The sequence below is a fragment of the Pseudomonas sp. SDO5271_S396 genome, from assembly GCF_054071795.1.
In genome coordinates, this window is record NZ_JBSVWB010000001.1 from 142,055 (window position 1) to 163,196 (window position 21,142).

Consider the following 21,142-nt stretch of genomic DNA (forward strand, 5'->3'; position numbering starts at 1 on the left):
AAAGCGCCCTAAGCTCAGATCCAAAGAGTATTTAGCGAATGGTTTTTAGAACTTTATGCTTGGCGATATTTCGCTGAAGATCGAGTTCGCCATGTCCATCCGTCGTCCTCTCATCGCTGTCCTGGGGCTACTGGCCTTTTCCGTGGCCATCAATGCCGAAGCCGAACAAACCCTGCGCATCGGCTACCAGAAGTCCTCCACCTTGATCACCCTGCTGAAAACCCAGGGCACCCTGGAAAAAGCGCTCAAGGCCGAGCATATCGACGTCACCTGGCATGAGTTCCCCAGCGGCTTGCCGCTGCTGGAAGCGCTCAACGTGGGCAACGTGGACATCAGCGCGGACGTGGCCGACACCGTGCCGATCTTCGCCCAGGCGGCCCAGGCCAAGCTCACCTACTTTGCCCAGGAAGCGCCATCGCCTTCGGCCCAAGCCATCGTGGTGCGCAAGGACTCGCCGATCCAGCAGCTTTCGGATCTCAAGGGCAAGAAAATCGCGGTGACCAAGGCCGCCGGCACCCACTATCTGTTGATCGCGGCGCTGGCCAAGGCCGGGTTGGCCTTCTCCGATATCGAACCGGCCTATCTGACGCCGGCCGACGGGCGTGCGGCGTTCGAAAACAACAAGGTCGATGCCTGGGTCACCTGGGAACCCTTCCTCACCGGCGTGCAACGCCAACTGCCGACGCGCACCCTGGCCGATGGCGCCGGGCTGGCCAGCTACAAACGCTACTACCTGACCGGCACGCCCTACGCCAAGGCCCACCCCGAGGTGTTGAACGTGGTGTACGCGCAACTGGAAAAAGCCGGCCAATGGGTAAAAGCCAACCCGCAGGACGCGGCGAAAATCCTCGGCCCGCTGTGGGGCAATCTGGACGCGGCCACGGTCGAAGCCGCCAACGCCCACCGCAGCTACCAGGTACAGCCGGTGACGCTCGATCAGTTGGGCGAACAGCAGAAAATCGCCGATGCGTTCTTCAAGGCAGGGCTGTTGCCCAAGGCGGTGGATGCCCAGGACGTGCAGACCTGGAAGCCGTGAAAAGTTTCATTTGGCAAGCTGATCGGGTTGCCGCATAAAGGGCATTCCCTCTGCCAATGACCAGGTTCCTTCGCATGATTTTTGCCATTCACGCGCACTACAAACCCGATGTCGCCGAGCGCCGTACCGCCCTGCTGGCCAGCCACCGCGCCTACCTGGCCACCGTCGCGCAACGCATTGCGTTTGCCGGGCCGTTGCTCGACGCCCAAGGCGAACCGGTGGGCTCGCTGATGGTGGTGGACTTTGACGATGAAGCGCACGCCAAGGCGTGGCTGGCCGAAGAGCCTTTTACCCAGGGCGGGTTATTCGCCAGGCTGGACCTGCAGATTTTCCAGAATCGCTGGCCGCAGAAAACCGGCTTTCCCGAGGTTTGATTCGATCCAGTGGGGTGAGCAGGATTTATTGTGGTGAGCAGGCTTGTCCTGCGCCGGGCCGCGCAGCGGCCCTGAAACCAGACGCCGCATTTCTGTCAGAAGAAAACCCTGCTCACTGCAAACCGTCACAGCAGGGTGCGGGCCAGGGCCTTTTTCCACTCGGTATAACGCGCTGACATGGCCGGATCGTCCTGCGGTTCGAACCGCTCGCGCTGGCGTTCCAATTGCGCCAAGGCTTCATCGCTGGCCCAGATTCCCAGCGCCCTGCCCGCCAGGTGCGCCGCGCCCAATGCCGAGACTTCCGGGGACAGGCTGCGCACAACAGGACGTTGCAACAGGTTGGCGAGAAACTGCATCAGCCAGCGGTTGCGCGTCGCCCCGCCGTCGACCCAGAGTTCCTTCAGCGGCGTACCGATATCCTGCTGCATGGCCTCGAAGACATCTCGAATCTGATAGCCGATGGACTCCAGCGACGCCCGCAGAATATGCGCGCCCGAGGTGGCTTCGGTGAGCCCGCAGATCAGGCCACGGGCATCGGCTTGCCAATGCGGCGCGCCCAGCCCGGACAGTGCCGGTACGAAGTACACGCCACCGTTGTCGGGCAACTGCGCCGCCTGCTCGGTCAAGACATCCAGCGATTCTCCCGCCACCAGCCGCGATGCCCACTGCACGGCAGCACCGGTGTGGACGATATTGCCTTCCATGCCAAACGTGGCGTTGCCGCCGTCGTGCCAGGCCAGGGTGGTGGACAGGCCATGGGTGGACGCAATCGGGCCGCTCATGGGGGTCATCAGGGATGAGCCGGTGCCCAGCGTGGCCTTGACCAGTCCCGGGGCGAAACCGCCCTGCCCGTACAGCGCAGCATGGGAGTCGCCGATCATCGACATCACCGCAACACCACCGGGCAACGCACCGGCTGCAACGGTGTCGGCGAAGAAACCGGCGCTGGGCTGGATCGGCGCCAATGCGGCCAAGGGGATGGCGAACAGGTCCAGCAGCTCAGGGTCCCAGGCGCCGGTGTGCAGGTTGAACAATTGGGTGCGCGCGGCATTGGAATAGTCGGTGGCAAACACCCGACCGCCACTGAGCTTCCACAGCAACCAGCTGTCGACGGTGCCCAGGCAAATGTCGCCGGCGGCGGCGCGGGCATGGCCGTTGTCCAGATGGTCGAGGATCCAGCGGAACTTGCCGGCGGAAAACATCGGGTCGAGGGCCAGCCCGGTTTTTTCCAGGATCCGCGCCTCGTGCCCCTGGGCATGCAGTTGCGCGCACAACGCCGTGGAGCGACGGCATTGCCAACTGATGCACGGCGACAACGGCTCGCCGGTGTACCGATCCCAGGCCACCACCGACTCGCGTTGGTTGCTGATGGCCAGTGCGGTGATCGGACGGTCGACCTGAGCCAGGCATTCTTCGATGGCCGCCAGGGTGGCGTGCCAGATCGCCAGGGGATCCTGCTCGGAAAACCCGGCCTGGGGATGGCTGATGCTCAATGGCCGCGCGCCGCGGGCAATCACTTGCCCGCGCTCGTTGACCAGCACCGCCTTGGCGTTGCTGGTGCCTTCATCTATCGCCAGGATCAGCGGAGCTTGGTTAGTCATGGGGTCACCGCAACCGAGTGGCAGCCGCCACGATCCCAGCTGCATCGATGTGATGCAAGGCGCGGGTGGGTTCGCGGGCGCCGGCAGCGGCGTATTCGCCATCGCCGATGCCGAGACGGGTCAGCGCGATGCCCAGCCCGGCCTCGGCCAGCACCTCGGCGACCAGGCTGCCGACGCCACCATTGATGTTGTGTTCTTCCACGGTGATCACCGCACGCGTGCCGCTCAGGGCACTGAGCAAGACGTCCCGCTGCAACGGGCGGATCGACGACAGGTTGATCACCTGCGCCTGGATGCCCTGCCCGGCGAGCGTGGCCGCCGCGTCCACCGCTTCATGCACCACGGAGCCCAGGGCGACGATGCTCACGTCGGCACCCTGGCGCAGGATATCCACCTGGCCCGGCTGGAATCGATAGTCGCCCGCATGGACGTCGGGCAAGGCCTTACCGTCGAGCCGGATGTACACCGGGCCGTTGTGGCGCAGGGCGTAATCGACGATCTGGCGACACTCCACGGCATCGGCCGGGGCGAAAATCTGCACATTGCCGAAGCCGCGCATCACCGAAATATCGTCGAGGCTGTGGTGGGTGCTGGCGAGCGGGCCGTAGCTGGCACCGGCATTGAGGCCGAACATTTTCACATTGGCCTGGTTGTAGCAGACGTCCACCTTGATCTGCTCATTGGCCCGCGAAATCAGGAACGGCGCGGCATTGCAGGTGGTCGCGATCTTGCCGCCCAACGCCAGCCCGGCGGCAACGCTAACCAACGACTGCTCGGCAATGCCGACGTTGACCAGCCGCTCGGGGAAGCGCTGCGCGAACGGGCCGATCTTGGCCGTGGACGTGGAATCGCTGACCACCGGCACCAGGTCCAGGCCTGCGTCGACGGCGGCAATGAACGCCTCCACCATGACGCTCGCCAGATGTTCACTCGCCATGATTCAACTCCTCCAGTGCTGCGTTGATTTCGTCACCCTTGGGCACGCGGTGGTGCCATTCGGGACGGGCTTCGATAAACGACACGCCCTTGCCTTTGATAGTGTGAGCGATCAACACCTGGGGCGCGCCCGTGCGGGTCTGCATGTTTTCCAGGGTTTCGATCAACTGACCCACGTCGTTGCCGTCGCACTCGCTGACGGTGAAGCCGAAGGCGGCCCATTTCACGTCCAGCGGGTCCAGCGGCATGATCTCGGCGGTCAGCCCGGCCAGTTGCAGTTTGTTCTTGTCGACGATCACGAACAGGTTATCCAGGCCGTATTTGGCCGCCGCCATCGCCGCTTCCCAGTTCGACCCTTCGGCCAGCTCGCCGTCGCCGGTCAGCACATAGATACGTTTTTTGCTGCCGGACATCTTCGCCGCAAGCGCCAGCCCCACCGCCACCGGCAAGCCGTGGCCGAGGGCGCCGGTATTGAGTTCGATACCGGGGGTTTTCTGGCGTACCGGATGGCCGGGCAAATGGGAGTTGAAATGCTGATAGGTCGGCAACCAGTCGACCGGGATGTAACCCGCCTGCGCCAGGCAGCAGTACAAACCGCCCACGCCGTGGCCCTTGCTCTGGATATAGATATCGCGCTCAGGGTCTTCGGTGCGTTCCGGGCCGGTATTGAGAATGCGGAAATACAGGGTCGCGAGAATATCGGTCTCCGACAGGTCGGCCCCGGTATGCCCGCCGGCAGGCGAATCGGCATTGAGGCGTATCACGTGGCGCCGGATCAGGCGGGCCTGTTCTTTGATCTGGTGGGCGTCGTACTGGAAGGCATTCATGCAGCGGCTCCTTTGAGGCTGACCACGCGGGTGAAAGTGTTCAGCACTGCATTTGAATATTTATTCAGTACTGACAATATATTTCTATTTAGACGCCGATCCACCACGCGGTCAAGGGACCGAACAGCGGAAAAATGAAATAAATCCCTCGGACAGACGGCCAAAATCCTACGGCGGCTTATCTATCCCGTGGCTTTGCGCCAGGTGAAAGCAGCGAGCTAGAGGCATACATGAAAAATTAAGCGCTTGACTTTGCCACGGTGTCACTGGAATCTGAATTAACAGTCAGGCACGCATAAATATTCAAGCGACCTGAAAACACTCCAAAAAAAATAAATCAGGAGAACACTGTGGACGCCAAAGCCTCTGTCCATCACCCGGCCGACCTCAAGCCGACCCGCCGCCCACGGCTGGTGAAACTGCTCCCCAGCAATATCGGCGGCCCGCTGATCGGCCTGGTGCTGCTGGTGCTGGTCTTCTCCTTCAGCTCAGAATTCTTCTTCTCGTTGCGCAATGGCCTGAACATTCTTGATCAGGTCACCGTGCTGGGCATCCTGGCCATCGGCATGACGGCGGTGATCGTGATCGGCGGCATCGACCTGTCGGTCGGCTCGATCCTCGCCTTCTCGATGATGATGCTCGGCTGGCTCTATCAGGACCAGGCGATACCGCTGGGTTTCGCCATCCCGATCTCGATTGCCAGCGGCATGCTCGCCGGGTTGGTGTCCGGCGCGCTGATCACCTACGCCAAGCTGCCGCCGTTCATTGCCACGCTGACCATGATGTCGGTGGCGCGCGGCCTGGCGAACATCCTCACCGAAGGTCGGCAGATCGTCGGTTACCCGGACTGGTTCACCAGCCTGGCCACGGTTCGGCATTTCGGTTTCTTGTCGGCCACGGTCGGGCTGTTTCTGGTGATGCTGCTGGTGGCATGGGTGTTCCTGCGCTTTCGTGCCGGTGGTCGCAACCTCTACGCCATGGGCGGCAGCCCGGAAGTGGCGCGCCTGTCGGGCATCAAGGTGCGCGCGATCACCTTGTGGGTCTACGCCGTCAGCGGCGCCCTCGCCGGCATCGCCGCCGTCACCCTGGCCGCGCGTCTCGACTCATCCCAACCCAGCGCCGGCCTGAGCCTGGAACTGGATGCCATCGCCGCCGTGGTGATTGGCGGCGCCAGCCTCAGCGGCGGTGTCGGCAGCATCGGCGGCACCCTGGTGGGCGTGCTGATCATTGGCGTGTTGCGCAATGGCCTCAACCTGCTGGGCGTCTCGCCCTTTATTCAACAAGTGGTGATCGGCGTGGTCATCGCCCTGGCCGTGACCATCGACACCCTGCGCCGCCGCTCCAGCACTGCCCGTTAAACCTGTTCGACAGTTGACACCCTCCAACAATAAAACCAGGAGTCACCGACATGTTCAGCCCCAAGAAACTGCTGCTTGCCACCGCCCTCGCCGCCGCGACCCTCACCACTGCCGGCACCACCTGGGCCAAGGATTTGACCATCGGCCTGGCCGTGGCGAACCTGCAGGCCGACTTCTTCAACCAGATCAAGCAGTCGGTGGAAGCCGAGGGCAAAGCCAAGGGGGTCAAGGTGATCACCGTGGACGCCCAGGGCAACTCGTCCACCCAGGTCAGCCAGATCGAAGACCTGATCACCCGTCAGATCGACGTGCTGATCTACATTCCGGCCGGCGCCACCGCCGCCGGCGTGCCGGTGAAAGCCGCCAAGGCAGCGGGCATCCCGGTGATCGCCGTGGACCGCAACGCCCCCGACGCGCCGGGCGACACCTTTATCGCCAGCGACAGCGTGGCCGGCGCCAAGACCCTGGCCGAGTACGTGGGCAAGATCACCGACGGCAAGGGCCGCATCGCCATCCTGCAAGGCCAGTTGGGCACCACGCCGGAAATCGACCGCGCCAAAGGTTTTGAGGAAGGCCTCAAAGCGTTCCCGGACCTTAAGGTCGTGGCCCAGCAACCCGCCGAATGGGCCCAGGACAAAGGCTTCGCCGTGGCCCAGGACCTGCTCCAGCGTGACCCGAACATCAGCGTATTCTTTGGTCGCGCCGACGCCATGGCCCTCGGCGCCGCCCAGGCGGTGAAGGTCGGCAACCTCGATCATAAAGTCGTGGTGGTGGGTTTCGACGGCGACGTGGCCGGGCTCAAGGCCGTGCAAAGTGGCGTGCTGAACGCGACCATGACTCAGCAGACCCAGAAGATGGGCCGCCTGGCCGTGTCCTCGGCCATCGACCTGAAGGCCGGTAAAGACGTGCCCAAGGAGCAATTGCTGCCGACCGTGCTGACCACTCAAGAAAACGTCGCGCCGTTCCTGCAACAGCACCCGTGAACCCGGAGGTCGTCATGAACGCAGCCGCTCTGGAACAGCCCGCCGAGGCGGTGCTGTGCCTGCGTGATATCAGCAAGGCCTACGGCCCGGTACAGGTGCTGTCCCAGGTGAACGTGGACATTCGCCCCGGTGAAGTGCTGGCCCTGCTCGGCGAAAACGGCGCGGGCAAGTCCACCTTGTCGTCGATCATCGCGGGCCTGGTGCAACCCGAAGCCGGGGGCAGCATGACCTGGCTCGGGCAGCCCTACGCGCCAAACTCGCCGGGGGCCGCACTGGGGGCCGGGATCGGTCTGATTCACCAGGAAATCCGCCTGCTGCCGCAATTGTCGATCGCCGAAAACATCTTCGTCGGCCGCCTGCCCATGCGTCACGGGCGGGTGGACCGCGAGTACATCGAGGCCCAGGCGCAGATCCAGCTGGAACGCCTGGGACTCAAGGTACCGGCGTCACGCAAGGTCGAGGGCCTGAGTGTGGCGGCCCAGCAACTGGTGGAAATCGCCAAGGCGCTGACGCTCAAGGCGCGACTGCTGATTCTCGATGAACCCACGGCGGCCCTGGGCGGTGAAGAAACCGAGCTGCTGTTTCAGCAGGTCGAACGACTCAAGGCCGAAGGCGTGTCGTTCATTTATATCAGCCATCGCCTGGAAGAAATCGCGCGCATCGCCGACCGCGTACTGGTGCTGCGCGACGGTCGCCAGATCGCACTGCACGCCACGGCCCAGGTGCCGGTGCGCGAGCTGGTGGAACAGATGGTCGGGCGCAGCCTGGAACGGATTTTCCCCACCCTGCACGCGCCCCAGGAGCGGGTGATGTTGCAGGTCAAGGACTTGAGCTGCCGCGAATTCGCCTTGCACGGCATCGATTTCAGCGTGCGTGCCGGTGAAGTGTTCGGGATTGCCGGGGTGGTCGGCGCTGGGCGGACCGAGCTGGTGCGTACCCTCGCCGGTGCGGCCCAGGACATTCAGGGGCATATGGTGCTGGACGGTGCAGTGCGCCAATTGCGCTCGCCTTTCGAGGCGATCCAGGCCGGCGTGGTGCTGGTACCCGAGGACCGCAAGCAGCAAGGCGTGGTGGTGGAACACCGCATCGAAGACAACTTGATCTACGGCAACACCGACCTGCTGGATAAACGCGGCTGGGTGCTCCCTGCCCCGCTGCGCGAATTCGCCCGCACGGCGGTGGCGCGGCTGGGCGTGAAAGGCGCGCCGCAATCGCGCATTTCCAGCCTGTCCGGCGGCAACCAGCAGAAGGTGATCATTGCCAAATGGCTGGCGCGCAATCCCAAGGTCTTCATCCTCGATGAGCCCACGCGCGGCATCGACGTGGGCGCGCGGGCAGCGATCTATGAAGTGATCGCCGACCTGGCCGCCAAGGGCATGGCGGTGATTGTGGTGAGTTCCGACCTGGATGAGGTGCTGGGACTTTCTCACCGCGTGATGGTGATGAGCCGCGGGAGGCAGATGGGGATTCTGGCCCGTGGCGAGGCCACTCCGGTGTCGGTGATGGAGATGGCCACGGCCTAGTGCCCTACCCTCACAAACAATGAAGATCCAATGTGGGAGCGGGCTTGCCTGCGATAGCAGAGGGTCAGCCAATGCAGATGTGACTGAGCTATCGCCATCGCAGGCAAGCCCGCTCCCACAGGGGTTCGGTGTGATTTCAAATAATGGAGTCGTTCATGCAACTTTTTAGTCTTAAGGGCCAGGTCGCCTTTGTCACCGGTGCCGGCAGCGGTATTGGCCAGGCCATTGCCGTCGGGCTGGCCGAGGCCGGTGCCGATGTGGCCTGTTTCGATCTGCCGAACAGCCCCGGCATCGCCAGTACCGTCGAGCGCATCCAGGCCCTGGGCCGTCGCGCCCTGGCGCTGGGTGGCACGGTCACCGAACGCGCCGTACTGGACGCAGCGGTAGCCCGTACCGAGTCCGAACTGGGTGAACTGAGCGTCGCGGTCAACTGCGCCGGCATCGCCAATGCCCAGGCCGGCGAAGACCTCGAGCTGCAACGCTGGCAGACCATGCTGGACATCAACCTCACCGGGATTTTCCTGAGTTGCCAGGCCCAGGCCGCGGTGATGCTGCCCCGGGGCAAGGGCGCTATCGTCAATATCGCGTCCATGTCCGGCAGCATCGTCAACCGTGGGCTGTTGCAGGCGCACTACAACACCTCCAAGGCCGGGGTGATCCACTTGAGCAAAAGCCTGGCGATGGAATGGGCCGACAAGGGCCTGCGCGTGAATTGCATCAGCCCCGGCTACACCGCCACGCCGATGAACTCGCGACCGGAAGTGGCCGATCAGGTGAAGATCTTTGAACAGACCACGCCCATGGGCCGTATGGCCAGCGTGGAAGAAATGGTCGGCCCGGCGATTTTCCTGGTCAGCCAGGCATCGTCGTTCTGCACCGGTGTCGACCTGCTGGTCGATGGCGGTTTCGTGTGCTGGTAAGCCTTTTTTCTGGAGCCTTTTGTCATGTCGCAACGTTTCAGCGGTAAAACCATCGTGATCACCGGCGCCTGCCGTGGCATCGGCGCCGGCATTGCCGAGCGCTTCGCCCGCGAAGGCGCCAACCTGGTGCTGGCCTCCAACGACCTGGAGCGCGTGACCTTCACCGCCGACCAACTCACCCAGGAATACGGCGTCAACGCCCTGGCCATGGCCATCGACGTGACCCGCGAAGAAGACATCGAAAAGCTCTACCGCGAAGGCCACGCGCGCTTCGGCAGCATCGACGTGTCGGTGCAGAACGCCGGCATCATCACCATCGACCACTACGACAAAATGCCCCGCGCCGACTTCGACAAGGTGCTGCAAGTGAACACCACCGGCGTGTGGCTGGGCTGTCGCGAAGCGGCCAAGTACATGGTCAAGCAAGGCAGTGGGCGACTGATCAATACCTCGTCCGGCCAGGGTCGCCAGGGTTTCATCTACACGCCCCACTACGCCGCGAGCAAAATGGGCGTGATCGGCATCACCCAAAGCCTGGCGCTGGAGCTGGCGCGTCACAACATCACGGTCAACGCGTTCTGCCCGGGCATCATCGAAAGCGAAATGTGGGACTACAACGACCGCGTCTGGGGCGAAATCCTCAGCACCGAAGAAAAACGCTACGGCAAGGGCGAACTGATGGCCGAATGGGTCAAGAACATTCCCCTGCGCCGCGCCGGCAAACCTTCGGATGTGGCGGGCCTGGTGGCGTTCCTGGCGTCGGACGATGCGGCTTATCTCACCGGGCAGGCGATCAATATCGACGGCGGCCTGATCATGTCGTGAGGGTTTGGTATCCTCACCGGCATTGATACATCAACCGAGGCCTTCATGAGCCAGATCGAAGAACAGCGCCTGATCACCAAGATCGCGAGCCTCTATTACGAAGAAGGGCTCAAGCAGTCCGAGATTTCCACGCAGCTGGACCTGTCGCAGTCGTTCATCAGCCGCGCCCTGCGCCGAGCGCTGCAGGACGGCGTGGTGAAGATCAGCGTGATGCGCCTGCAAGGCCTGCACCTGGAACTGGAAACCCAACTCCAGCGCCGCTACGGCGTACGTCGGGTGATCGTGGTGGAAGCCACCGAACCCGGCAACGATGAGAGCATCAAGCAGGCCATCGGCTCGGCCGCCGCGCATTACCTGGAGACCAGCCTGTCGCCCCAGGACCATATCGGCATTTCATCCTGGAGCAGCACCATCCGCGCCATGGTCGGCCACTTGCATGCGCAACCGGGCAAGCAAGGCGCCGAGGAAGTGGTGCAGTTGCTCGGCGGCGTCGGCAACAAAGGCGCCTTCGAAGCCACCCTGCTCACCCAGCGTCTGGCCACCCTGCTCAACTGCCCGGCGTTCCTGCTGCCCTCGCAAAGCATCGAGCAATCGGTGGAAAGCAAACAGCGCATCGTGCAGATGGAAGAGGTCAAGGAGGTGCTGCAACGCTTTGACAGCATCACCCTGGCCATCGTCGGCATCGGCGACCTGGAGCCCTCGCAGCTGCTGCGCAACAGCGGCAACTACTACACCGAAGACATGCTGCGCCTGCTGGCCGAACGTGGCGCGGTGGGCGATATCTGCCTGCGCTACTTCGATGCCCAGGGCAAACCGGTGCTGGAAGAAGATGAAGAATTCGTGGTGTCGGTGGCCTTGCCGAAACTGCGCTCGATTCAACGCGTGCTCGGCCTGGCCGGCGGGCTGAACAAGGTGCAGGCGATTCGTGGCGCGCTCAAGGGCGGCTACCTCGACATTCTGATCACCGACCTCGATACCGCCCAGGCGTTAAACCACTAACCCCCTTTCAGGAGACTGCCGCCCATGACGTCCAAGCTCGAACAACTCAAGCAATTCACCACCGTGGTCTGCGACACCGGCGATCTGGAGGCCATCAGCCGCCTGCGTCCGGTGGACGCTACCACCAACCCATCGCTGCTGCTCAAGGCCGCCGCCATTCCCGAATACGCCGAACTGCTGCGCAGCGCCGTGGCCCATGCCAAGGGTGATGTGGACGTGGCGTGCGATCATTTCGCGGTGTCGGTGGGGGCCGGGATTCTCAAGGTGATTCCGGGGCGCATCTCCACCGAAGTCGACGCGCGCCTGTCGTTCGACGAAGAAGCGCTGTGGGCCAAGGCCAACCAGTTGATCGCCCTGTACGACCAGGCCGGCATCGGCCGCGACCGCGTACTGATCAAGCTGGCCTCGACCTGGGAAGGCATCCGCACCGCCGAGCGCCTGGAAAAGGCCGGCATCCAGACCAACCTCACCTTGCTGTTCTCCTTCGCCCAGGCCGCGGCCTGCGCCGATGCCGGGGTGTTCCTGATCTCGCCGTTCGTGGGTCGCATCTACGACTGGTACCGCAAGAACACCGGCCTGGACTACACCGGCGCGGATGATCCGGGCGTGCAGTCGGTGACACGCATCTACAACTACTACAAGGCCAACGCCATTCCAACGGTGGTGATGGGCGCCAGCTTCCGCACCCTCAGCCAGATCGAACAGTTGGCGGGTTGCGACCGCCTGACCATCAGCCCGGACCTGCTGCAAAAACTGGCCGAAGACAACGGCACGCTGGAACGCAGACTGGTGCCGGGTGCCACGGGCGAAGCACGCCTGCAACTGGACGAAGCGCAGTTCCGCTGGGCGTCAAATGAAGATGCGATGGCCACCGAAAAACTCGCCGAAGGCATTCGCCAGTTCGCGCGGGATCAGGAAAAGCTCGAACAGCTGCTGGGCAACGCCTGACGGCAGACGCCCCCCTGATCCCGGGGGGGCGTTTACGGTGAAACGCTTTGGGACGCGACGTTCTCGAACGGGATGGGCACTGACTTGATCGCGCCATCCAGGTTGCGATAACGGTGATAGACACCCGCGGAAGGCAACAACCGTCCGCGCTCGACCACGCGGCGGCCGTCGAGCACGTAGCGCACGGTTTGTTCGGTGCCCTGCGCGTCACTGTCGGCGGCGCGCAGATCCTGTGCCACGACGCGCATGGATTCCTCGATGCAGCGCTCCAGTTGTTCGTTCACCTTGGCCGCTTCCAGGCGCCCGTCGTCGATGCATTGCGCACCGCAACTGCGGAAAGGCTGCCCCACCACTTCAACCCGACGCTGGTACAGCACGGAGCCGGCGATGTCCTGGACCTGCACGCGGTTGATCAGCATGAAACTGCCACGGTCGGCACTGAGCATCAGGCGCGGCTCGATCAACAGCAACCCGCTGACCTGCCCTTGCGCCGCCGGAATTCCCGCCGCCACACTGCTATCGCGATAACGCCGGGTGAACACCTCATCGAGGTTCTGCTCACCGAGCAGCGCCACCATCGGACGGGCATCGTTTTCGGCACTGGTGCGTGCATCGCGCTCCAGCGCACCGACGCCGGTACGGGTGTTGATGGCACTGGCGATCAGCAACCCCACCACACCGCCGGCCTGCACCGCACTGCGCGTGACGTTGTCACTGACCTGGGCTGCGTTCTGTGCGTTCTTGCTGTCGATCACCATCGAGGCGCTGACCAGCCCTTCCTTCGGCAACCGCACTTCGACCTTGGCGCCGTGGGCATTGAGGTAAGACTGTGCGGAGGGCGTGTTGAAGCTCGGCTCTGCAACCTGCTGCTGGGCACAGCCGCCCAGCAGCAAGTGAGTGGCGATCAGCAGGACACCGCCTGCCCGCTTCATTGGGCGAACGGCGTGATGACCAGTTGGCGGCTGCTGTCCACGGCCTGGTAGTAGGCATTGGACAGGTTGTTGTAGTTGGGTTGATCCCACTCGCCCTGGGCCGGCTGCGTCACTGCGAACGGTTTGTACCAGAGCATGTGGTTGTCATGCAGGTCGATGACCAGGCCCATGCCGCCCACTTGTGGCGTCGGCACGCTGGTCGGCACCACACTGTAGTAGGTGCGGTAAGCGCCGCTGGCGGTGTAGGAAATCAGCAGCAGACGATCAACCCCGTACTTGGCTTGCAGGGGCGTCAGGTCGCGACCGAAATAACCTTCGCGGAATTTGTTTTCCTTGAATTGCTTGATATCCACCGTCTCGTCGATGCGCTTGGCCTTGTAACCCTTGGCCACCAGTTTGGCGACGATCTCATCGGGAATGCTCGCGGTGTCTTGCAGCTTCCAGGTGCTGACCTGGGTGCTGAGCTTGCTGTTGATGCCCTTGTTGATAGCCAGGTCCAGCAGGCCCTGGTTACCGCCCAGTACCAGCTCCGACGGCGGCAGCGGGGTCATGGCCACCCCGATGGTCTGGTTCTTGTCAGCCCAGAACTGCGAGTCGAGCTCGATGGGTTTCTGGATATTGGCGGCACAGCCAAACAGGCCGGAGCAGACGAGCATCAAGGCAACGCAGTTACGGAACGCGCGAAATCCCACGGGAAAATCCTTTTAGGGGAGAGAGGTTTATCAGCAGTGTGGGTGGTGGCGGGCGAAAAAAGATATCACCTTGCCATCACTGGCTGGCGATATTAAAAGGCAGGGAAAATGGCGTCAACTTAATAACTATGGGGTGGGTGTGAAGCGACCAGTGGTCGTAGCTCGCGCAAGCGCTGGTTGCCGCTTTCTTTGCCCTAAAACCTGCTTACAACTGGAAGAAGAGTTGCAGCCGAAGCTGAACTAGCATTGCCCTTGAGTAAGTCAATGGCGTACATTTGCTATGATTTTTATTGAGACCCCTATTTTTACCCGGCGAATAACGGAGCTTATGAATCACGATGCTTACCTGACCCTGCAGGTAGCACTGATGGTGAACCCGACCGCTGGAGATGTGATTGAAGGGACAGGCGGCATACGAAAGATCCGAGTCGCCGCAAAGGGCCACGGCAAGCGTGGAGGCGCCCGGGTAATCTACTACCACTTTGTAACGGCCTCTAAAATCGCGTTATTGATGATCTACACAAAGAACGAACAGCAAGACCTGACAAACGGTGAGCGCAAAGCACTGAAAGCCGTCATCGAACACTGGAGATAACCATGAGCAAATTCTTTGATGAGCTGATGGAAAGCGTGCAACAGATGGATGAAATCGTCCGAGGTGAGCGTCAGCCCTCCCGCGAATTTGTCGTCAACGCGCTTCAAGTCAAAGAAATACGCAAGGCTACCGGCCTGACCCAAGCTAAATTCGCTGCGATGATCGACGTTCAAATCGGTACGCTACGCAATTGGGAACAAGGCCGCAGGGAGCCGACGGGCCCCGCCAAGGCTTTACTTCGGGCCATCCATAACGACCCTGTGCATGTGCTCAACGCCTTGGCCATCTGAGGCCGGTAACGGGCCGTCTCAAAACGGCCCTTTTGTCATCACCCGCTCATCGATGAACCCGCGCAACACGCCGATTCTTTGGGTATAGGCATCGCCCAGGCAACTGACTTTCGCACCACAGGCACGACGTTGCTTGAGCCAGGCGGCTTGCCCGTCCATCAAGGCATCGCGCCCGCCCATGGCCATGAAGTGTTTGCTCAGGTCGTAGAGCAACGCCAGGGTGACGTCCTGGTCGTTGAGCTTGAGGTGGGTGCAGATGGCGATTTCGTCGGGCGTCTTGGCCTTTGCGCAATCGAAGCTCGCAGCAGAGCTGGAAGGGCTGAGCAGCAGTGCGGACGCACTGGCCAGAATCGCGAAAACAGCGGATTTGTTGATCACGGATTGACTCCTCAATGGCGTGCTACACCCTGCCCGTAGCGGTGTATAGCCAGGCAATAACCGATCAATGCCAGCGCCGCCAACAAGCCGCCGGCAACGCCGACCCAGGCAAAACCGAAGTGGCTGCCGACCCAACTGCCCATCAGGGCACCGCCGCCGATGCCGATGTTGTAGATGCCGGAAAACATCGCCATGGCCACGTCGGTGGCGTCCGGGGCCAGCACCAGCACCTTGGATTGCATCGCCAGGCCGAAGCCCATGATGGCCATGCCCCAGAACACGGCGAGGATGACCAGGTACGACTCGGCCCCGCTCAACGGCAGCAACAGCGCCAGGCACGCTGCCAGCAGGAACACCGTGCTGACCACGAATAGATGGGGATTGAAGCGGTGCACCAGGCTGAACAACAGCGAGCCGATAATGCCCGCGCCACCAAACACCAACAGGATCAGGGTCACGGCGTTGCCGCCCATGCCGGCGACACCTTCAACGAACGGTTCAATGTAGCTGTAGGCGGTGAATTGCGCGGTGACCGTCATGGCGGTCAGCACGTAAAGCGCCACCAGCGCCGGGCGCTTGAACAGCAGCGGCAGGCTGCGCAGCGACCCGGAGTTCTGACTGGGCAGCAGCGGCAAGGTGCGCGCCAGCCAGAACACCAGGCCGGCGGCGAAGGCGCCAATCACCAGGAACGTGGTGCGCCAGCCCATGGCTTCGCCAAGCAGACGGCCGAGGGGAATACCTAGGACCATCGCCAGCGATGTGCCGGTCGCCAGCAGGCCCAGGGCCTGAACCTGCTTGTCCTCCGGCGCCAGGCGCACTGCCAGGGACGCGGTGATCGACCAGAACAACGCATGGGACAGTGCGATGCCGACCCGGCTGAGCATCAGAATGCCAAAGCTGGTGGCGATGCTGGACAGCACATGGCTGGCGATAAACAGGCCGAACAGTACGATCAGCAGCTTGCGCCGCTCGACGTTGCGAGTCAGCAGCATCACCGGCAGCGAGGTCAGGGACACGATCCACGCATAGATGGTGAGCATCAGGCCGACGCTGGCGATGGGCATGTCGAAGCTGGCGCCAATGGCGCTGAGCAGCCCGACGGGGACGAATTCGGTGGTATTGAATACAAAGGCGGCCAACGCGAGAGCGATGACCGGTTGCCAGTTGGCTTGGGGCGTTGCGGCGGAAATGCTCATTGACGGCTGTCGTACTCGGTTTCAGCGCTGATCAAGCCGGCCCAGTGCCGACCCTTGAGCAGCGCCGAAAAATAGTAACACGCCGCGTCAGGGATCGACCTGCCCCATCAACTCCGGAATCGACTCCGGTCGCTTGGCATATCGCTGCGCCAGTGCCGCGCAGACCATCAACTGAATCTGGTGAAACAGCATCAGCGGCAGGATCAACACGCCCATGGTCGCCCCGGCGAACAGCACCTGTGCCATCGGCACCCCGGTCGCCAGGCTTTTCTTGGAACCGCAGAACAAGATAGTGATGCGGTCTTCCTGATTAAACCCGAACGCCTTGCCCAGGACGGTCGACGCCACCAGCACCAGCCCCAGCAGCACACAGCACGCCACCACCAGGCCGCCCAGTTCCCACAGCGGAATCTGGTGCCAGATGCCTTCGTTGACCGCTTCGCTGAACGCGCCGTAGACCACCAGCAGGATCGAACCCTGGTCGACGAACTTCAGCCAGGCTTTATTGCGCCCCACCCAGGCACCGATCCAGCGCCGGGCAATTTGCCCTGCGACAAACGGCAGCAACAGTTGCACGCTGATCTTCACGATGGCGTCGACGGTCGAGCCGCCATCGCCATGCACATTGAGCAGCAAGGTCACCAGCAACGGCGTAAGGAAAATACCGAACAGGCTCGACGCCGCCGCGCTGCAGATCGCCGCCGGGATATTGCCGCGCGCCAGGGAGGTGAAGGCAATCGCCGATTGCACCGTGGCCGGCAAGGCGCAGAGGTACAGCATGCCCATGTACAGGTCTTTGCCGATCAGCGGCGACAGCACCGGCTTGAGCGCCAGGCCCAGCAGCGGGAAGAGCACGAAGGTCAGGCTGAACACCAGCAGGTGCAGGCGCCAGTGGCCGGCACCGGCAAGAATGGCCTCGCGGGACAGTTTGGCGCCGTGCAGGAAAAACAGCAGCGCGATGGCCAGGTTGGTCACCCAGCCGAAGGCCACGGCGGTCTGGCCGCTGGCGGGCAACAGGGAGGCGAGAACCACCGTGGCGATCAGCGTCAGGGTGAAATTGTCAGGCAAAAAACGCGGGCGGGTCATAAGCAAATCTTCCAGGGGTTGCCAAGAGCATCGCCGCGACTCTAACGTAACGGCCTGCTACCGACTAACGCCAATGAGCCAGTAAATGCCGCCTAAAGGACATGACAAAACCGTCCGCCGCAGTGTCCCCGGGCTCTCCAGCCTGCCAAGGCCGGTGTATGGACGCACCGAATCCTTGCCCAATCGCGCACTGACCCGCCGGCACAGCCACCCGTGGGTGCAGCTGTCCTACGCGATTTCCGGGGTGTTGGAAATCCAGACCAGCGTCGGACGTTTCGTCGCCCCGCCCCAACGTGCAGTGTGGATCCCGGCGGGCGTGCCGCATCGGGTATTCAGCTCGCCCCATACCGAGATGCGCAGCCTGTACCTGGATTGCAGCGTCACCGCCTGGGCCGCCGAGCGCTGCCATGTGCTGGAAGTAAGCAGCCTGCTGCGCGAGCTGATCCGCAGCTTCAGCCAGTTGCCGGTGGAATATGCCGAAGATGGCCCCGACGGGCGCCTGGCCCAGGTGGTGCTGGACCAGTTGGCAGCGGCGCCGCAAGTCGACCTGATGCTGCCCTTGCCGCTGGATCCACGTCTGCGGCAGATCTATCGCAGCCTGAATTCACACCCCGAGCAACAGACCACGCTGGGCCAGTGGAGCCATAAACTGGGTGTCAGCGAGAAAACCCTGAGCCGGTTGTTCCTGAGCGACACCGGCTTGACGTTTCGCGCCTGGCGCCAGCGCCTGCGCCTGCTGACCGCCCTGCCCGCCCTTGAGCAAGGCGAACGGGTCACGGATGTGGCGCTGGGATGCGGATATGAATCGACCTCGGCGTTTATCAATGCGTTTCGCCAGCAATTCGACGCCACCCCGGGTGAGTTTTTCCGCTGATTCATCGTGCCGGGCACTTTCTTGCCAGCGCCAGAGACTCAATGTGGGGCTTGCCTGCCCCACATTTCTGACTGCATTCCAAACGCCTGGGAAGGCTTAGCTGCCATTCCCGCCATGGGCCTCTTCGAAGAAGTAGTCCTTCCAGCTGGCCGCCTTGTTTTTCAACACACCCAATTCCTGCAGTTTCTCGGCGTAGATGTAGGTGCGCTGCGGCACCACGGTGAAGTCGATTTCCGGGTCCTGGACGATTTTTTCCACCAGGTCCAGCGGCAGCTTGGAGTCTTCTACACGGATATACGCCTTGGCCGCCGCGGGTTTGTCCGCCTTGATGATCTTCTCGGCTTCGGCCAGGGCGTCATAGAACGCCTTGTACGTCTTGGGGTTTTCGTCGTGGAATTTCTGCGTGGTGTAGAGCACGTTGAACGTCGCCTGCCCGCCGAGGATGTCGTAGGAACTGAGCACCTTGTGCACGTTGGGGTTGAGCAGTTCCTGGTACTGGAACGGCGGGCTGGAAAAGTGCGCATTGATCTCCGAGCCACCGGCGATCAGCGCCGCCGTGGCATCCGGGTGAGCGAGGCTGATGGAGATATCGTCGAATTTCTTGTATTGGTCGTTGCCGAACTGCTTGGCGGTTTCGATCTGCAAGGTACGCGACTGGAAACCCACGCCCGCCGCCGGCACGGCAATACGGTCCTTCTCGCTGAAGTCCTTGAGGGTCTTGACGTTGGGGTTGTTGGTCAGCAGGTAGTTGGGCATCGAACCCAGGGACGCGATGGCCTTGACGTTCTGCTTGCCCTTGGTGCGGTCCCACAGGGTGAGCATCGGTGGCACACCCGCCGAAACCACATCCAGCGCGCCGGCCAGCAACGACTCGTTCATCGCGGTGGCGCCGGAAATGCTGTTCCACTCGACCTTGATGTCCAGCCCTTGCTCCTTGCCGTGTTTCTCGATCAGGTGCTGGTCGCGCACCACATCGAGGATCAGGTAGCCGATGCCGAATTGCTGGGCGATGCTGATCTTGCCTTCGGCCTGGGCACCGGGGCTCAGCAAGGCACTGGCGGCGGCCAGCGAGGCCGCCAGGAGAGACAGGGAGGAGCGCTTGAAAGTCATGGGAGGTCTGCCGCACGTTTGAGAAGGTGAGCGAGGGTAGCCACGATTTTTAAGACGGGAAAAGAATATCGGGATCTATTGTTATGCAAATCGCCCACAAAACGGCGCCTGGCTGGTATTGTGCCGCGCTTTGATACACAGCCTGCCAGCGAGGAAATGGACGTTGAACACTGACGAAAAAATGACCGGAGACCTGTTCGAAGTCGATAAGCGCCTGTCACTCAAACCCGTGGTGGACTTCAACAGCTACCTGCGCAGCGCCTTCGGCGACGGTTCGTGCACCTGCATCCGTTGTGGTGAAAGCCAGGGTGATGAAGCCGGCTACGCGTTCCAGCACACCTTCACCTTCGACGGCAAACCCACCCACCGCCGCTTCGCCTCCACGGCGGGCAGCGACGTGTTGCAGGCACTGAAGAAAGCATGGTTGTCGTACACCAAGGCCGAGCTGCCGTTGAGCGGCGCGCTGGCGCTGGAAACGGTGAAGGAGTTCGTCGAGCCGCAACTGCATAAACGCCTGGTGCCGCTGTTCCTGGCCAGTGGGTTGGTCAAGGACGTTGAAAGCGAATTGCAGATCCAACCGCAGACGGCGTGATCAGTAACCAACACCCCGCACACCACCGGAAGCGCGGATAGATTCGCCGGTCACCCAATGCGCCTCTTCGGAAGCGAGGAACACGGCGAGCGGGGCGATATCTTCCGGCTCACCGAAGCGCCCAAGCGGCGTACCAGCGATCAGCGACTCGCCAAACCCGCCGGCAAAATTGCCGTCGGTGGCGGGTGTGTTGGTATGGCCCGGCAGAATCGAGTTGACCCGAATCCCCTTTGGCCCCAGCTCCCGCGCCAGGGCGAAGGTCAGCGTGTCCACCGCGCCCTTGGTGGCCGAATACACGCTGGAAGCCAGGTACGGGTCGGTGCTGAGGATGGAGCTGATATTGATGATGCTGCCGCCCTGCCCCAGCAACTTCACGGCTTCCCGGGCCGCCAGCAGATAGCCCAGCACGTTGAGATTGAACTGCTGGTGGAAGGCGTCTTCGGTCAACTCTTCAATCATCTGGAACACCGCGACGCCGGCGTTGTTGACCAGGATATCCAACGTGCCGAATTGCTCACCGATCGCTGCGAACAGCCGCGTAACGTCGCCGCCCACACTCATGTCCGCCTGCACACTGCTCGCTTTGCCCCCGTGCTGCTGGATATGCGCAACCACTGCGTCGGCGTCGGTTTTACTGGTGGCGTAATTGACCACCACCGTCGCGCCGGCTGCCGCCAGGCCTTTCGCGATCCCTGCACCGATGCCTTTCGAGGCACCGGTGACCACTGCAATTTTTCCGTCAAGCTTCATGATTCCAGTCTTCCCAAGGTTGAGTGATGTCGCCTGCCACCAGTATTCGGCCCGCCACAGGAATGCCGGTTGCCGGTTCTTCTCCCATGCTTGCCTATTCTTCTCATCCGGCTTGCTTTGCCCGTCGACCTGCCTCAAGGTCGCGGCATGAACGACGACCTGGATGAGCTGCGCCACCTTGTGATGCGCGCCGAGAACAGTCGCGAATATGCGCGGCTGTTTGGTTTGCCACCGGTGAAGGACGCGGCCCGGTTCAAAAGCCCGGCCTGACGCTGTTGTGGTGAACGAGCTTGCTCGCTCACCACAGGAAGCAAAGC

General features: G+C 62.4%; 24 protein-coding genes. 14 read left to right on the plus strand and 10 right to left on the minus strand.

Translation table 11 applies throughout. The features are described from left to right. Positions 1-91 precede the first annotated feature (91 nt). A complete protein-coding gene (locus ACW9IN_RS00620) occupies positions 92-1,036 on the plus strand; it encodes an aliphatic sulfonate ABC transporter substrate-binding protein (RefSeq protein ID WP_457364240.1) in 945 nt (314 codons plus the stop codon). Between the two features lie 74 nt (positions 1,037-1,110). Then, complete coding sequence (locus ACW9IN_RS00625) at positions 1,111-1,410, plus strand: YciI family protein (protein WP_457364046.1); 300 nt, start codon at positions 1,111-1,113, stop codon at positions 1,408-1,410. A gap of 125 nt (positions 1,411-1,535) precedes the next feature. On the opposite strand, the gene ACW9IN_RS00630 is transcribed toward ACW9IN_RS00625, so the two are convergent. Genes ACW9IN_RS00630 through ACW9IN_RS00640 form a run of 3 tightly spaced genes read right to left on the minus strand, consistent with a single transcriptional unit; the run spans position 1,536 to position 4,774 of the window. Beyond that, the gene (locus tag ACW9IN_RS00630; protein WP_457364047.1) at positions 1,536-3,011 is read right to left on the minus strand and encodes an FGGY family carbohydrate kinase; all 1,476 of its coding nucleotides are present in this window, start codon (positions 3,009-3,011) and stop codon (positions 1,536-1,538) included. Between the two features lie 4 nt (positions 3,012-3,015). Next, positions 3,016-3,948: a transketolase family protein gene (locus ACW9IN_RS00635; RefSeq protein WP_457364048.1), complete on the minus strand. Its 933-nt coding sequence runs from the start codon at positions 3,946-3,948 to the stop codon at positions 3,016-3,018. Then, positions 3,938-4,774: a transketolase gene (locus ACW9IN_RS00640; RefSeq protein ID WP_457364049.1), complete on the minus strand. Its 837-nt coding sequence runs from the start codon at positions 4,772-4,774 to the stop codon at positions 3,938-3,940. Before ACW9IN_RS00640 ends, ACW9IN_RS00635 begins: the two co-directional genes overlap by 11 nt. A 350-nt stretch (positions 4,775-5,124) precedes the next feature. On the opposite strand from ACW9IN_RS00640, the gene ACW9IN_RS00645 reads away from it, so the two are divergent. The 7 genes from ACW9IN_RS00645 to tal all read left to right on the plus strand — a co-directional run bounded on the left by ACW9IN_RS00645 (position 5,125) and on the right by tal (position 12,330). Then, positions 5,125-6,132: an ABC transporter permease gene (locus tag ACW9IN_RS00645; protein ID WP_457364050.1), complete on the plus strand. Its 1,008-nt coding sequence runs from the start codon at positions 5,125-5,127 to the stop codon at positions 6,130-6,132. A 50-nt stretch (positions 6,133-6,182) separates the two neighbouring features. After that, positions 6,183-7,115, plus strand: coding sequence for a substrate-binding domain-containing protein (locus ACW9IN_RS00650; protein WP_457364051.1), 933 nt, complete (start codon positions 6,183-6,185; stop codon positions 7,113-7,115). Positions 7,116-7,129: 14 nt separating this feature from the next. Next, complete coding sequence (locus ACW9IN_RS00655) at positions 7,130-8,638, plus strand: sugar ABC transporter ATP-binding protein (protein WP_457364052.1); 1,509 nt, start codon at positions 7,130-7,132, stop codon at positions 8,636-8,638. A gap of 155 nt (positions 8,639-8,793) precedes the next feature. Beyond that, the gene (locus ACW9IN_RS00660; protein ID WP_457364053.1) at positions 8,794-9,558 is read left to right on the plus strand and encodes an SDR family oxidoreductase; all 765 of its coding nucleotides are present in this window, start codon (positions 8,794-8,796) and stop codon (positions 9,556-9,558) included. A gap of 24 nt (positions 9,559-9,582) precedes the next feature. Next, complete coding sequence (locus tag ACW9IN_RS00665) at positions 9,583-10,383, plus strand: glucose 1-dehydrogenase (protein ID WP_457364054.1); 801 nt, start codon at positions 9,583-9,585, stop codon at positions 10,381-10,383. 45 nt (positions 10,384-10,428) lie between these two features. Beyond that, entirely contained in the window at positions 10,429-11,382 is a 954-nt protein-coding gene (locus tag ACW9IN_RS00670) for a sugar-binding transcriptional regulator (RefSeq protein WP_457364055.1), read from the plus strand. Positions 11,383-11,406: 24 nt separating this feature from the next. After that, positions 11,407-12,330 (plus strand): transaldolase, encoded by a 924-nt coding sequence (gene tal, locus ACW9IN_RS00675; protein ID WP_457364056.1) that lies wholly within the window; start codon positions 11,407-11,409, stop codon positions 12,328-12,330. Between the two features lie 32 nt (positions 12,331-12,362). Here tal and ACW9IN_RS00680 read toward each other — a convergent pair whose 3' ends face one another. Together ACW9IN_RS00680 and ACW9IN_RS00685 are read right to left on the minus strand one after the other, a co-directional pair. Continuing rightward, complete coding sequence (locus ACW9IN_RS00680; RefSeq protein WP_457364057.1) at positions 12,363-13,262, minus strand: hypothetical protein; 900 nt, start codon at positions 13,260-13,262, stop codon at positions 12,363-12,365. Beyond that, positions 13,259-13,954, minus strand: coding sequence for a hypothetical protein (locus ACW9IN_RS00685; protein WP_457364058.1), 696 nt, complete (start codon positions 13,952-13,954; stop codon positions 13,259-13,261). The genes ACW9IN_RS00680 and ACW9IN_RS00685 overlap by 4 nt, the downstream gene beginning before the upstream one ends. A 280-nt stretch (positions 13,955-14,234) precedes the next feature. Here ACW9IN_RS00685 and ACW9IN_RS00690 point away from each other — a divergent pair, with 280 nt between their 5' ends. Beyond that, positions 14,235-14,549 carry a type II toxin-antitoxin system RelE/ParE family toxin gene (locus ACW9IN_RS00690; RefSeq protein WP_457364059.1) on the plus strand — a complete coding sequence of 105 codons (315 nt, stop codon included), beginning with the start codon at positions 14,235-14,237 and terminating at the stop codon, positions 14,547-14,549. Between the two features lie 2 nt (positions 14,550-14,551). Continuing rightward, positions 14,552-14,839 (plus strand): NadS family protein, encoded by a 288-nt coding sequence (nadS, locus tag ACW9IN_RS00695; RefSeq protein ID WP_457364060.1) that lies wholly within the window; start codon positions 14,552-14,554, stop codon positions 14,837-14,839. An 18-nt stretch (positions 14,840-14,857) separates the two neighbouring features. Here the strand turns inward: nadS and ACW9IN_RS00700 are convergent, their stop codons facing one another. The 3 genes from ACW9IN_RS00700 to ACW9IN_RS00710 form a co-directional block, all read right to left on the minus strand. Then, positions 14,858-15,217, minus strand: coding sequence for a lysozyme inhibitor LprI family protein (locus ACW9IN_RS00700; RefSeq protein ID WP_457364061.1), 360 nt, complete (start codon positions 15,215-15,217; stop codon positions 14,858-14,860). Positions 15,218-15,228: 11 nt separating this feature from the next. Next, a complete protein-coding gene (locus tag ACW9IN_RS00705) occupies positions 15,229-16,413 on the minus strand; it encodes a sugar transporter (protein ID WP_457364062.1) in 1,185 nt (394 codons plus the stop codon). A gap of 87 nt (positions 16,414-16,500) precedes the next feature. Further along, positions 16,501-17,499 (minus strand): bile acid:sodium symporter family protein, encoded by a 999-nt coding sequence (locus ACW9IN_RS00710; RefSeq protein WP_457364063.1) that lies wholly within the window; start codon positions 17,497-17,499, stop codon positions 16,501-16,503. 85 nt (positions 17,500-17,584) lie between these two features. On the opposite strand from ACW9IN_RS00710, the gene ACW9IN_RS00715 reads away from it, so the two are divergent. Further along, positions 17,585-18,373 carry an AraC family transcriptional regulator gene (locus ACW9IN_RS00715; RefSeq protein WP_457364064.1) on the plus strand — a complete coding sequence of 263 codons (789 nt, stop codon included), beginning with the start codon at positions 17,585-17,587 and terminating at the stop codon, positions 18,371-18,373. A 96-nt stretch (positions 18,374-18,469) separates the two neighbouring features. Here ACW9IN_RS00715 and ACW9IN_RS00720 read toward each other — a convergent pair whose 3' ends face one another. Then, positions 18,470-19,483 (minus strand): ABC transporter substrate-binding protein, encoded by a 1,014-nt coding sequence (locus ACW9IN_RS00720; RefSeq protein ID WP_457364065.1) that lies wholly within the window; start codon positions 19,481-19,483, stop codon positions 18,470-18,472. A gap of 163 nt (positions 19,484-19,646) precedes the next feature. Here ACW9IN_RS00720 and ACW9IN_RS00725 point away from each other — a divergent pair, with 163 nt between their 5' ends. Then, entirely contained in the window at positions 19,647-20,075 is a 429-nt protein-coding gene (locus ACW9IN_RS00725; protein ID WP_457364066.1) for a hypothetical protein, read from the plus strand. Here the strand turns inward: ACW9IN_RS00725 and ACW9IN_RS00730 are convergent, their stop codons facing one another. Next, a complete protein-coding gene (locus ACW9IN_RS00730; protein WP_457364067.1) occupies positions 20,076-20,825 on the minus strand; it encodes an SDR family NAD(P)-dependent oxidoreductase in 750 nt (249 codons plus the stop codon). It abuts the gene before it with no gap. 147 nt (positions 20,826-20,972) lie between these two features. Here ACW9IN_RS00730 and ACW9IN_RS00735 point away from each other — a divergent pair, with 147 nt between their 5' ends. Beyond that, the gene (locus tag ACW9IN_RS00735) at positions 20,973-21,095 is read left to right on the plus strand and encodes a hypothetical protein (protein WP_457364068.1); all 123 of its coding nucleotides are present in this window, start codon (positions 20,973-20,975) and stop codon (positions 21,093-21,095) included. Positions 21,096-21,142: the final 47 nt, after the last annotated feature.